Annotated in this window: 12 protein-coding genes; 7 read left to right on the top strand and 5 right to left on the bottom strand. The window is 32.9% G+C overall.

Annotated elements, in window-relative coordinates:
- Positions 1 to 72: 72 nt before the first annotated feature.
- From AC57AW_RS16400 to AC57AW_RS16385, 4 genes are all read left to right on the top strand, one after another.
- Entirely contained in the window at positions 73 to 2,874 is a 2,802-nt protein-coding gene (locus AC57AW_RS16400; protein ID WP_496352738.1) for a PIN domain-containing protein, read from the top strand.
- 149 nt (positions 2,875 to 3,023) lie between these two features.
- Positions 3,024 to 4,100 carry a DUF262 domain-containing protein gene (locus tag AC57AW_RS16395; RefSeq protein ID WP_496352737.1) on the top strand — a complete coding sequence of 359 codons (1,077 nt, stop codon included), beginning with the start codon at positions 3,024 to 3,026 and terminating at the stop codon, positions 4,098 to 4,100.
- Positions 4,090 to 5,190, top strand: coding sequence for an AAA family ATPase (locus AC57AW_RS16390; RefSeq protein WP_496352736.1), 1,101 nt, complete (start codon positions 4,090 to 4,092; stop codon positions 5,188 to 5,190). Before AC57AW_RS16395 ends, AC57AW_RS16390 begins: the two co-directional genes overlap by 11 nt.
- Before the next feature lie 2 nt (positions 5,191 to 5,192).
- Entirely contained in the window at positions 5,193 to 6,140 is a 948-nt protein-coding gene (locus AC57AW_RS16385) for a hypothetical protein (protein ID WP_490465541.1), read from the top strand.
- A gap of 1,173 nt (positions 6,141 to 7,313) precedes the next feature.
- On the opposite strand, the gene AC57AW_RS16380 is transcribed toward AC57AW_RS16385, so the two are convergent.
- Positions 7,314 to 7,868 carry a hypothetical protein gene (locus AC57AW_RS16380; protein ID WP_490463672.1) on the bottom strand — a complete coding sequence of 185 codons (555 nt, stop codon included), beginning with the start codon at positions 7,866 to 7,868 and terminating at the stop codon, positions 7,314 to 7,316.
- A gap of 124 nt (positions 7,869 to 7,992) precedes the next feature.
- Here AC57AW_RS16380 and AC57AW_RS16375 point away from each other — a divergent pair, with 124 nt between their 5' ends.
- Entirely contained in the window at positions 7,993 to 9,168 is a 1,176-nt protein-coding gene (locus AC57AW_RS16375; protein WP_490463673.1) for a HEPN-associated N-terminal domain-containing protein, read from the top strand.
- A 24-nt stretch (positions 9,169 to 9,192) separates the two neighbouring features.
- Here the strand turns inward: AC57AW_RS16375 and AC57AW_RS16370 are convergent, their stop codons facing one another.
- From AC57AW_RS16370 to AC57AW_RS16355, 4 genes are all read right to left on the bottom strand, one after another.
- The gene (locus tag AC57AW_RS16370) at positions 9,193 to 9,624 is read right to left on the bottom strand and encodes a hypothetical protein (RefSeq protein WP_496352735.1); all 432 of its coding nucleotides are present in this window, start codon (positions 9,622 to 9,624) and stop codon (positions 9,193 to 9,195) included.
- Positions 9,572 to 10,147 carry a competence protein CoiA gene (locus AC57AW_RS16365; RefSeq protein ID WP_336702929.1) on the bottom strand — a complete coding sequence of 192 codons (576 nt, stop codon included), beginning with the start codon at positions 10,145 to 10,147 and terminating at the stop codon, positions 9,572 to 9,574. Before AC57AW_RS16365 ends, AC57AW_RS16370 begins: the two co-directional genes overlap by 53 nt.
- Before the next feature lie 499 nt (positions 10,148 to 10,646).
- Positions 10,647 to 11,006, bottom strand: a complete 360-nt coding sequence (locus AC57AW_RS16360) for a hypothetical protein (protein ID WP_496352734.1) — start codon at positions 11,004 to 11,006, stop codon at positions 10,647 to 10,649.
- A gap of 63 nt (positions 11,007 to 11,069) precedes the next feature.
- Complete coding sequence (locus AC57AW_RS16355; RefSeq protein ID WP_496352733.1) at positions 11,070 to 11,435, bottom strand: hypothetical protein; 366 nt, start codon at positions 11,433 to 11,435, stop codon at positions 11,070 to 11,072.
- A 312-nt stretch (positions 11,436 to 11,747) separates the two neighbouring features.
- Here AC57AW_RS16355 and AC57AW_RS16350 point away from each other — a divergent pair, with 312 nt between their 5' ends.
- Entirely contained in the window at positions 11,748 to 12,317 is a 570-nt protein-coding gene (locus AC57AW_RS16350) for a 3'-5' exonuclease (protein ID WP_496352732.1), read from the top strand.
- Between the two features lie 141 nt (positions 12,318 to 12,458).
- Positions 12,459 to 13,487 carry a helix-turn-helix domain-containing protein gene (locus tag AC57AW_RS16345; protein WP_496352731.1) on the top strand — a complete coding sequence of 343 codons (1,029 nt, stop codon included), beginning with the start codon at positions 12,459 to 12,461 and terminating at the stop codon, positions 13,485 to 13,487.
- The last annotated feature ends 37 nt before the right edge of the window (positions 13,488 to 13,524 follow it).

Raw genomic sequence — 13,524 nt, 5'->3', positions numbered from 1 at the left:
CTGTCTTGTAGCATTGAGATTAAAACAACCGTGTCCTGAGATTTAGGACCTTTAACAATCAAGAATAAATCAATGGCCAAAAATATTTTAATTGATACCAATATACTTAAGAATTTAGTTTCAAGAACAACATTCAATCCATATCTGCGTCAGATCCATTCATGGCAGGAGCAGGGGGATATTACAGTGTACTATCCAGAGACCCTGAAAACTGAATGGAATAAACATAGGGAGGAAGAGCTTAAAAAGATCAGTGATATTATTAGGAAGCACAAAAATGTGATGAAGGTTTCTGAACTCTTTGACAAAGCACCGGATATAGGTGAACCCGAACTGGAGCTGGCCGATAAACGGCTGCAGGCACAGGTATTAACCATTGATCAGCTATTGGAACGCGCGGTGCTGATTACCGATGAGGGTAAGGCTGCCAGTTTGATGTGGGAACACCGAAAGCAGAAGAAGGCTCCTTTCCGTAAAAAAAAGGACAGTGAGAATGATGCGGTGATCCTATTTGCTACATTGGAGGAGCTATCAGTACGAGAGGAAAGAGAACTGTTTTTTTTCTCTTCAAACCATACGGATTTTGCGGCTCCAGGAAACGAGGAAGTTATCCATGCCGATATTAGTGCCAAATATCCCGATATAAAAGTTATTTATTTTTGCGATCTTGCTGCAGGAGTGCAGGCGCTGATAGGAGCAGGACTTTCCACCACAAAAAAATCAGCAGGTGCGGGAAAGCTTTTGATTTCAAGGGTATTTCCGGACGATACGAGCAAGCCCATAGCTGAAAGGCTAGTAAGCTATATCAATAACCGTTTTTCCGATATAAGTTTTCTGCCCAAGAGATTATTCTCATTTCATCCACCATTTGTTGTCGGGGAAGAGTTCACCGAAAAGAAGATCCCGTTTGTTCTGAATACTGATAATAAAGATGTTTATAATCTTTTTAGCGATCAGGGCATGTTAGCAACTTTAGCTGATAAAAGTACCGTAAGAGAAGAGGGTGTTTCAGAAGCTGAATTAACGGATTTTCTATGCAGCAACCTCGTGCATAAAATTTCATATCAGGGAGAAAAACCCATCGGTTTAGTCCATAAGCAAAGGGATGAATGCACCTGTGCAGTATGCGTTTTTAGAAGACTGCAGTTCCGAAAGTCCTTTACAATGCTCAAAGAGATTGATCTTGAACCTGCAAGTTTAAAAAAGGCTTATACCTTTTATCTGCACGGTGACTATAAAAAGTCAGTTTCCGTTCTGGAAAATGTTGCTAAAAAAGCCGAAAACGAAAGCAGATGGATAACATACTACATTACAAAATATAACCTTTTATTGCTGGGACGTTCACTGAGGCACCGGAAGACAAGTGGGGATCTTCCAGAGGCATTGCTTTCGGAGTACCGGAATTTAAATCTTGACGAAATCCTGATGGTTTGCAGGAAAACATCTATAAATGATATTCTTGATCACCTGCATTATGGGAATTTTATGGATTATGCAAGTGACAGGATGAAGGAACTGACTGCAAAGCTGAAGGATTACAATACTGATCAGATGCAGGGATATATCAATGATACAGAGTCATTATTGGAGCTTTATTATGAAACCGTACTGTTTGCGGAGCATAATTTTCTGATGATGGATAATTTTAGCGACGTTCATTCTATTACGGGTATTCTATTGGATGGGTTGTTCGCATCGTATTCATGCAGCCCGAGTCTAGAGGGAAAGTTCCTGCACTTTACAGACTTTATTGTATCCAAGGTGATTGCATATGGTAAGAGCGATGATATCATTAAGTACAAAAAGCGTTATAAGATAAAAAAGATTAAGTATGTAAGTGATGGGAACAGTTCTTTTCTTGCGGACCAAATTACGCAGCTGGTAGAGTCCTATCAGTTTCTGGAGGATTGGACGGCACAGAACAAAACCGATGGAGAGGAGGAAATCTGGGTACGCTATAAAAGAATGTTCAGTAATGCACTAGCCTTAGCATCTATTATAGAGTTGTCCGCCTCAGATATTGATGGAATAGCGGTAGACATTCTTAGGTTTTCAAAATTTCAGAAACGACTGCACGAATATGAACTAGCTCTACTGTTATCTTTTTTCCTGACTAATACCTCAGCATTTCTTTCTGACGACATCCTGCAGAAGTTTCTTGATACGATATATTCGATGGAAAACCAAGAATCAAGACTGGTACTCCGCACTCTCGCAAATGCTACAAAAAAAAGAAATATAAAACTGGATTTTTCAGCCCGTGAATGGGAGGAGTTTAGAAGGAAATACATAACGGACGCTGAACATTTTATTGGTGAGGAAAAGGTTGGTGATCTCCTTGATCTTCACCATTTTATTGTTGATGAAAACTATAGAATGGAGATCATAGATTTTCTAGACACAAAGATAAAAAACCGCTTCGACGGAAACATTTATTATTCCTTAGTGATTAAAGGACATATAAGTCCGCAAGAACAGCTGACCATACAGTATGAAGCAGATATGCTGCGTCTTGCTGAAGGAGGCAGAAAGGCGAGAATGTTCGATAAGGGGTTTTACGCAGATATTTACTTGGATGAATTCATCAATTTATCCTTTAGCTTGGGTCGTCCGGTTTCCGGAGCGTTAAAAGAGGCTCTTGTAGCCCTTGACGACTATTACTGCTGGGTGCTGGATATGGATAATTTTGATTACAAAATGTTCAATTCAGATTGGCTTTTTAACCACCTGACAATATATTATAAGAGCCAATTCCGTAAAAGCAAAAGACTTCAGGCTATACTAAGGACGATGGTAATGGAGTCAAGAGATCATAGTTTGGGGCAATTATATATTGACCTATATGACCCAGAGCAACATTCTTTTCAATCATGAATGGGAATGCCAAACAAGTCGGTTTAGAATTAAAAACAATATCTTTGTACTATCGACTTTACTTGGTTTTAGTACAATGCATGGTATTCGATGTTTTTTACGTCTAAAAATAGAATGATTTGAACCAACTTTTATAAATGTTTAATTAAATGAACGACTGGAACGGTGCTGACAATTTGCTACCTTATGATCCTACTGATGTAGATATAAGAAAACATACACTTGCTCTTGGTGATGTCATTGCCATGATAGAAATTCATGACATTGAATTGTGGCTCGAAGAAAGTTATCAGCGCCGCAGCAAAGCCTGGAGTATAAAACAGAAAAGCAGATTGGTGGAATCGATCATTATGAGGATTCCCTTACCAATATTTTATTTTGACGGCAGTGAAATCCCGTGGAAGGTCATCGACGGACTCCACAGGCTTACAACATTGTTTTCATATATTTTTTTAGAGGATTGGGAATTAAGGGAACTGGAGTTTCTAACGGAATTTGAAGGAAGGAGGTTTTCAGAGCTTCCCTTTAAATATCAAAGGGCAATCCGTCAATCAACGATCGAGGCTTATGTAATTAATCCTGGCACTCCTAATCACGTCAAACTAAACATATTTCAAAGAATAAATACTGGTGGTTCTTTACTTACCCGACAGGAAATCCGCAATTCGTACTACTCAGGTACTGGTACAGAATTCATTAATTATTTATCCAACTCACAAGAATTTTTGAGCGCGACAAACGGGAGAATTTCAAAAAACAGAATGAAAGATAAAGAGGCTATTTTGCGCTTTATCGCTTTTTATAAGTTCTTGAACGACTATAGTACCCCATTGGAGAAGTTTCTTGACCGTACAATGGAAAATTTAGCTGATTTCCCGGGGGATTTAAATGAGATAAAAAATAGATTTTTCAATAGCATGAGTCTGTGCAAGGAAATTTTTGATGAAAAAGCTTTCTATATTATAGACAAGAAACTTAATAAGGTTGGAACAAATATAAATATTGCCCTCTTTGAGACATGGTCAGTCAATTTGGCAAAATTAACCGAAGACGAGTCCAAAATAATACGAAAGAAAAAATCAAAGGTACTTCTTGGCTTTGTACGATTACTACAGGATATTGACTTTCATAAGTCGATCTCAAATAGCACTTCGAGTAGGAAAGCTGTTAAGACAAGATTTATATACGTAGAAAATTTACTAAAAAAACTAATTGATGCTAACTGATATAAAATTATTCCAATTTAAGAAATTCAAAGACGAACCGGTAGAACTTTATCCTTTAACGCTTCTAACTGGAATTAACGGAATGGGTAAATCCTCAGTGATCCAAGCTTTGATTTTGTTACGGCAAAGTTTTGATAGGGGTGATTTACAAAATAATAACAAATTGGTAATAGAGGATCCTACACTTGTAAACCTTATCAGTCCTGACGATATGCTCAACTCGGATGCAGATAATGTTGAAGTTGCGATTTCAATTGTAGATGAGCAAAATGGAGAAGCGGAATGGAAAGTAAAGGCCGAAGGAAAAAGCAATACACTGGAATTAGTTAAAGCTGTTGACCCAAAGATCTATAATTCATCATTGTTTTCATCAAAATTTCAATACCTGAGTGCAGAAAGGATAGGTCCAAGGCCTAACTATGCGAGGTTATCTGTAAGCAGACCCCACAGTCCTATTGGATATGCTGGTGAATTTGTTGCAAGTAGAATTCTGGAGGCGGTTACAAAAGTAGAAGAAGTGAGATTATCGAAATTGCTGTTGGAAAAGCAAAGTAAGAAAGTCTACGACCTTTTGTCATTTTGGGTGAGTGAAATAATTTATCCCGGTTCAAAGGTTTCAATAGACGATAGCAACGATTCTACTATTGATGTCACATATACTTTTAAAGATCAGCCAACAAAAACCTTTAACCCGATGAATATAGGTTTTGGCTTTTCATATGCTCTTCCCGTGATCTTAGCTGTTTTGACCGCTGAACCAGGTTCGCTGCTAATTGTTGAAAATCCAGAAGCCCACCTTCACCCCAGAGGACAGTCTAGGATGGGACATTTACTTGCTCTGGCAGCTGAGAGTGGTCTTCAAGTTATTGTTGAAACACATAGTGATCACCTGCTCAATGGAATTAGAGTAGCTGTTAAACAAGAAAAGTTGTCGGCGATCAAAACCCAGATCCACTTCTTCACCAATGATTTTGGAGATTCAATCAAACAGTCCTTTCAGATTGAAGAAGGTGGTGGAATGGAACGTTGGCCTAAGGGTTTTTTTGATGAATGGGATAATATGCTTACGAAGCTGCTAAAAGATTTTTAATAATGGATCTTCATGTTAACGACCTTTCTTTTGTATCAACCTATAATGCTGCAGATAATTATGCAGTAATGTTGGATTTTGTCGACGTCTGTGAAAAAACAGAGAAGTATTTTGTCGAAAAAATCTTTGTGCCAGAAGGTTATGAGCAGATGGAAATCGCAAATGGTATATCCTTTGCAAACAGTTTTCACCATATTGTACGTAGGGACGAAGAAGAAAAAAAGATTCACTCGAGGATCAAAAGTATTTTGGTCAACAAGTTTAAAGTTTTTCCTCAAGAAAGTGATGAAGATATCCTTCATTGGATTGAATGGAAAAATGAGGTTTCCGCTTTTTTAAGGTTCGCCCATGACCGTGGTTTTCCAACTATTAGTTTTAAGACCCACACTGACTTTAACCTTTCTGAATTTGACATTGAAAAAGTAGTTTTAGATAGTCAAGCAGAGGAGCAGAGGTCAAAAGAGTCTATGTTTAACATAAGTGACCTCAGTCATTTTGAGATACACAGAACTTTCTTTACATCTTTACAGGCAGAACAGATTAAACTCAAAGGTAAATGGAATGCGCTAAATGAGCCATTTCGTTTTAAAGACAATATTGTTAAATATCTGGAGGAAATAAAGTATGATGAAAAGTTCAAAAAAAAAGAGGTCTTAAAAACTGATGATAAAAAACCTAAAAAAATTGATGCTAATGAACAGGTTAGTCTTGCAAGAGAGATTGGCAGTGAAATTGCAAAAATGAGCGGTTATACATTCAGCAGCCATCTTTCAAAGATTAATGATAGGTATGTGTTCAAGGCATTAAATCAAAGTGTATACCTAGCTATAGATACGGAAACTGTTTCCTTTGAACTTCATGACAGATCTGGTAAACATCGTGGTGAATATAATTTCAAGGGAGATAAAATTGAGGAGCCTAAGGGGCATGTTCTTAAATTCAGTTACTAACAACTAATCGTCTATTATTTAATTTTAAAATAGCAGTCTGTTGCAAAGCCGGAAATATAAGCTGTGAGTCTTGATTATTTGATTTGAAAGGTAATTTATTGATTAAATTATCTAAATTCGATGTCAGTACAGAAAATACAATATCTGAATTTGAATGAAGAAATTTCAATTTTATGGAAACTGAAAAATTTTGGATAAATTTTTCATGTAGTTTGTAGATTGGGTCTTTTGACTTTCCAACCATTATTTCAGAGTGATTATTTTCCTCTATCTCCTCAAAAAAAATCTAATATTATACTTTTATTTTTGTAGAATATTTCTGTATTTTCTCCTCGGTTAAATTGTTTTGATGATCAAACCAGTCTTTGAGTAGCTCAGCATCATTGTTTTTATATTTAGCTCCTATTGCGGAATTTGTTTCAAAAACATATTCTTTATTATATTCATCATCGGATTGAATATGAAGAGAAAAAAATGCAGAATAATTGTTTTTATTTCTATACTGCTAAAGAAAAATTTGTAGTATATAATTTTAGGTAATAATATAATTGAATGTACCAAAAAAATATTAGTTATCAACCAATGAACTGGATGACTAAGCAAGTAATTTTTTTTTTGATGCTGTCCATTCAAATATGTAATTGGCATTTTTTAACAAAGTAATCATTAATAAAGTAACCCGAAATGGAATTATATATCTTAGATAATGAATGATGAGAGTTTAGCAAGTTTATCTAAATCTTCTATAATAGTGTTCGGGAAATGCACCGCTGAGTTTAAGGAGACAACTAAAAAATAGTTGTCTCTTTTTTTTATCCATAAATGACTATTTATCAAATCTTTAAATTTGATATTTTGTGTTCGATATTTTAAACGTATAATATTTAGTCTGTTTGAAATAAACAGTCTGAAAGTATCACAATAGGCTTGTAAGCTACAATCATTAAGTGTTCGAAATCTCCTTAAGGTTAGAGCTTTTTCTCTCTATTGACTTATTGTAGGTTTTTTATTACTAAATAAATTAATTCAATTTAGCTTCATTATTATTTACAATCTAAAAGACTACTAAGATGGCCTTAAAGAAAGCCAGTTTTATGATGTTGATAACCTCAATAACATAACAGATTACTGATACTGTAAAAAATTGTTCCAACAATAAAGCTGGAGCAATTTTTATGATCTTTGATTTGTAATTTGAATCAATCTTTTTCTGATTTCTATTGCTTTATATTCACTTTCTAAGGCTCTAACAAAAATGAGTAAAAAAGAACTAATGATGAAATATGATGTACCGAGTATGAGAGAGTATTTTTGAAAAATATGAAATATATCAGAAATCATAATAAATAAAAATCCAGTCGTGATAAATCCAACGGTTAATCCTAAAATAGTCTTAGCATAGTACCGTTGAAGCTTACTTATTTCAACGCTAAAGATGGTATCACTATTTGGCACAAGATAATGTAAAATTTGCTTATAGTAGTTCCATCCATATTTACCACCGATTTTGTTTTTGAACCTAATCAGTCTTTTTATTTCTTTCAGTGGTAAATCAATTCCTGTCTGAGATTTGAAGACTTTTTCGATAGCAATTTCGGCAAGATATGGCGCTTTGTTTCCATTACCAATCGAAATCATTAATTCAATTTCTTTAAAGTCTACTTTGTTACTTTTGTTCTTAAACAATTCTTGTAATACTACTGATGCTAAAGGAATAAATTGTTTCATGTTTTGTTGGTTTTATATTCTTATTATTACTAATTTACAAAATGAAATACATTTGAGTACGAATAATATATAAAGTTTCTTTTTTTATATAAACAACTAATCTGATTTTAACAAAGCAATAGAAATGAGTGGTATAGATCAATGGGCAGAAGAGCTAAGAAGCTATGGACTGAATAATGGTCCTGATAAAAATGTGTGTTCATTACATTTTAAGGATAAAGCTATTAAGACGAAAATTAGCAGAAGTGGTTTTAAAGAGTCTTGCGACTACTGCGGAGAAATAAGACAGGTCCTTGAGTTGGAAGATTTAGCAAAATTTTTGATGGAAACCGTGATGTTTTATTTCAGGGATCCAGGAGGTTTTGCATCTTATAACTCTAGGGAAGGAGGATATTTAATAGATAATAGTCCTAGTAGTGAAATACTTGCAAATGATTTTGAGTTAGAAATTGATGATTCTGATTTACATGAGGATATCTTAGAATGGCTTGACGATGGTTGCGCCTGGTCTGATGCAAACTCTTTGTATGGAGAAGGACAGTTTGCAAGACCAGATTCTTGGAGCCATTTCTGTTATTTGCTTAAGCATGAAGTCCGCTATCTTTTTCATTTATATAAAGATAATGACAATTATTATTCCTATCAGTCTGTCGAAATATTAAAGGAAATAGGAAGAATGATAAATAAATATAAGTTAATCGGAACGATTAGCCCAAAAGAAAAAATATATAGGTGCAGACAGCATACAAAAGATGTAACTATAAGTTGTGCTAAAGAAATATGTGCTCCAAAGGTTCAATATACAATGAATCCTAACCGATTCAGTCCTGCAGGAATTTCTATGTTTTATTGTGCATTCGACAAAGAAACAACCCACTTAGAAACGATTGATACCAGTTGGAAAAGATCAAAATACACTACTGCAGAATTTGAGATTAATGAGGATGTTAACATCGTTGATCTAACAAAAATTCCTTCTCTCCCAAGCGTCTTTGATCAAAGCAAAAGAAAAAAATACTCAGATTTATTCTTTTTAAATAGCTTTGTAAGTGATTTAACAAAACCGATTGCTAGAGATGGGAAAGTACATATTGATTATGTCCCAACTCAAGTGGTCACAGAGTACTTTAGGCATATGTTTAATAAAAAAATTCATGGCATTGCTTATCCATCATCACGTAATAAAGGAGGAAAAGCAATGGTCTTGTTCTATGACCACTACGAGAGTTTAAAGAATCTTACTTTTATTAAATCTAGTTTAGAAACTAAGACTTTAAATAGTTATTTGAAAAACAGGTGATAACATTATTAAGTTCTTTTTTTATCATTTTTTATTAAATTGTTTTGCTCGCAGTTTGCATTTTTCTATCGCTTCAAGACTCAAAGGAACATAAAACTTTTCATTTTTATGTTCCTTTTCTTTAATGTATACCCAATTGTTTTTGTGGTCTTTCATGAAATATATATTGTTGGCATTTCCCAGTTTTCCACTTAAACTTCTTTTGCCTATAACTGTTAGAGTTCCAATACTAGCCTCAATTTTTTCTGCTGGTATTTTTTTCCATATTTCCATACTTCTATAAATGGCCATATCCCATATTTTTTGTCTCCAGAAAATGTTTATTTCATTTTTAACTATGGGAATTGGAAAGTTTGAAATAGGTTCAGCTTCAATATTATCAAAATATTTTTCATCAACAAGATTAAATCTTTTGACCTTTTTGTATATTTTTAATCTGGGCGTCAAGTAATTCATATTCAACGGATAGTGAATGTCCATATCTTTCAATTGCCCACTGACGGTTTGCTTGGGTGTCAGCACTTTTACCAAACCACCAAAATGTATCAATTCCGAGCTCTCTATAATCATTTGTTCTTTTTTCTAAATGTTCGGTAGTAATTCCAGCAAGCTGTAATTCGTGGGCTACAACCCATCCACTTGGGAAGACCATTGCTATATCGATAATCCTATTTATTTCAGGAACAACAAATTCAAACTTGATTTCTGCATCAGCGTATTCGGACCAATATTCTTTTAGATGTTGAGCTATAATCTCTTTACCTAAATTATGTTGTGGACTTTCAGGATGTCTTTCAAAATTTGAGTTACAGCTATTAATATGAAAAAAGTGTTTAGCTCTCAACATTCCATGTTTAAGTGACACTTTTCCATTACAAAGCTTACAGTGTAATCGATTTTTGTCAATATTTAATCTGGGATTATCAAACTTTGTAATATCAATTTCTTCACCTGTATCAATATATTTTGCTGTTAACATGATTTAATCTGTAGGTTACTTTATAAATGAATATTTTTTTCAATTTAAAAAAAATATTAAATACTTAAATTTTTTTATTACGTAAGGAACTTAAATTTCATTGCTTTTTTTGTTAAAAATATATGATTTTTGGAAGACCTTAAATCATATTTTGTATTTAAATATTTTGAAAAATGAAAGTGCAATTTAATGTATTTGCAAATTTATTTTTTTTTAATAGTACTTCTTTAAATTATATTTTCTGATATTACTTGAGAAATATTGATTGACGCTAGTTTAGCAATTTCATCTAAATCTTCCACAAAAGTGTTCGGAAAATGTACCTTCGCGGTCACAAGGCTCCTTTTTAAGGAGCTTTTTTCGTATGTATTATCCTTGTTTCCCAATACTATTTTTGAAGAATTGTCTATAGAATGGTTTACAGAGATATAGCTGGGATATTTCATAAGAGTTTAATAGAATGGAGAAATAATAACGGATTCGCTTAATTAATTGGGGCTTAATTTTGTATATAAGGATTGAAATAATCGTTTCTATGTGCTGTAATTCTATTAATTGATAGGTTTATACTATCAATTGTCTTTTGTTCTAGGGTATAATTGACAGGTTTATCGTTTTTCAATAAAGTTCCCGAAAGGAATTGAGACCTAATATCTGGAGAAACATTATTATAAATAGTTGCCCGAGTAACAAACTGAATTTTTGCCTGCCTATCATTCGTAGCATCTATATCCACGTCTATTTTTGTGATTTTGCTAATCATATAAGAAGGAACTGTTATCTTGTAAACAATTTCACCCTTATATTTATCTCCACATGAATAACAAGCAAATCCTAGTAGAATGATAATCTTTTTCATTTCTTAGATTTTACTCAAAGAAAGTAAGATATTGAATAAAATAATTATGAGATTCCGTAAAAACTAATTGTTTATAGTTAACTCTTTCCCTTTAAGTGCGAAGAAAAGGTTTTGTAATTGATGTACGGACCTAATTTCAATTGAATCTTGATTGTTTAAATATACAATTTCTGAAAAATCGCCTTCCTTATTCCATAATTGGAACTCTTCTCGTTCAAAAGTATTTATAATATATTCACTTTCCGGAATGGGTTTAAATCCAAAGTGATTGATCCAGCTTTCAGTTATAGGAATAGGGATGTAGTAGTCAGCATCTATGTTGTTAATCAATATCATATCTCCTAGATCATAAAGCTGATATACATATTCAATGTTTTCATCCTTTTTATCCATGATATAATTTCCTATCCGTAATTCGTTTGTTTCCATAATTCGTCATATTTTGCAATTTAAATCAAATTTAGAACATTTTTATTTTTTTAAGAACTTCAGATTCCTCTTTTTTAGTAGGCTTAGGCTGCTACTGATATTCAAATTCATTCTTAAGTGATGCACTGGTAGTGATTGTCTTATTCTTGTGAACCATATGAGTGTTTCATCTGTATTGGAGTATTAATATGCGCCAATAGATTGCGTAGTTAGAATATATCTTTGAAGAATCATTAATAAGTATTATGAAACAATAGATAAAATATTTATAATAACTTAATAATCAAATTATAAAATATCTGAAACTATATTATGAAATTTTCAAGTGATTTAGTAATTTATGATTTAGAAGGAAGTTGCAAGACTTTTGGAAAAAATGAAATAAATGAAACTAATATAATAGAGATTGGGGCTGTAAAATTAGACAGAAAAACTTTTGAAATAAAGAGTGAATTCTCAATTTTAATAAAACCGAAACATTTTCCAATTCTACCTGAAATAACAGACATTACAAACATTACCAATGAAATGGTTGAACATGAAAAGTATTTTGATGAAGCAATTCTCCTGTTTTTAGATTGGTATGGAGAAAAAAACAAATCAACTTTAGCGGGTTGGGGATTGTACTATGACTTACCACTTTTGAGGAAAGAATTTACAGAATTTGGATTTGATTATAATCAATATTTTGTTGGTGGAGGTTTTGACATCAGAGCATTGGGTGTCTATTGGCTGGCCAAAAAAAACATCTCTACCTCTGGAATTTCATTAGAAAGAGTTTTAGAAAAAATGAATATAAAAGAAGATTTTACATTTCATAGGGCATTACATGATGCAAAAGCAACGGCATTAATATTACAACAAATTCTTAATGAAAAATAGTTGTCAAGAGCTTTATAAAAAGTTTTCGCAAAATTTGGTATATTGGCTTTCGCAAAGAAATTTTGTGGTAAAAGTCAAATTACATCCAAAAGCTTGAAACGATCACTGTAAACAACTCGAAAAAGAAACATATTTTAAATAATGAATATTGACAATCAGATATTATTTTTCTTAAGTGCTTTAGGTGTTTTTAACAGTGTTGTATTGGGGATTTATTTCTTATTCTTCAAGAAAAATAAAGTGGTATCCGATTTATTTTTAGGGCTTTTATTATTATCTTTAAGTACAAGAATCGGAAAATCGGTATTTTATAATTTCAATCCGCAATTGTCAAAAACGTATTTACAAATAGGCTTGTCGGCTTGTTTTTTTATTGGTCCTTTATTGTATTTTTTTGTTAAATCAATGCTGCAAAAGCTTAATTATTCTTTTGCAAAATACAGTCTCATGGTTATCATGATAGCGATAAGTGTTTTTGGTTTTCTTTTTCCATACAAGGAAAATCCTGTGCTATGGAGGGGAATCATTTATTATACGATCAATATTCAGTGGTTTATTTTTATTGTGCTATCTATTTATGAGGCTAGACAAATTTTCAGGAAGTTAGTAACCAGCCGCAATCAGATTAGCTATCAGGAAACCTGGATATTGTCAGTTATTTGCGGTGTTTTTGCTATTTGGCTTTCCTATTCTTTAGCCAGATATACTTCATATATTTCCGGGGCTTTGGCTTTTTCCTTCAGCTTTTACATTTCTTTTCTTCTCATTTATTATGCAAAAAACAAAACGTCGGTTTCTGTTATTAGTAAGGAAAAATACATCAACAAAATAGATGGAAAGCTGGTAAAAGAAATTCAGGAAAAAATTAATATACTTTTTGAGACAAGAAAAATCTATACGAATCCTGATCTCACCTTATCTATTTTAGCAAAGGAATTAAATGTTCGTCCTCAATTACTATCCCAATTTATTAATGATAATCTGAATAAAAGCTTTACACAATTCATCAATGAATATAGAATAGATGAAGCAAAGCGACTATTAAAAGAAAGTACTCAGTTGAAAATAGATGCGGTGGGTTTTGAATCAGGATTTAATTCGAGCAGTACATTTTATAGTTCATTTAAAAAAATCACAGGAACTACGCCTTCAAATTACCAAAAAACATAATTTTTACTCCTAAAATATACATCCGTACTTCATGATG

The sequence above is a fragment of the Chryseobacterium sp. BGA-UO-ETr-SB22 genome (assembly GCF_059567885.1).
Note: the sequence above shows the minus strand (reverse complement) of the source record. Positions and strands in the feature narration are given on the sequence as shown.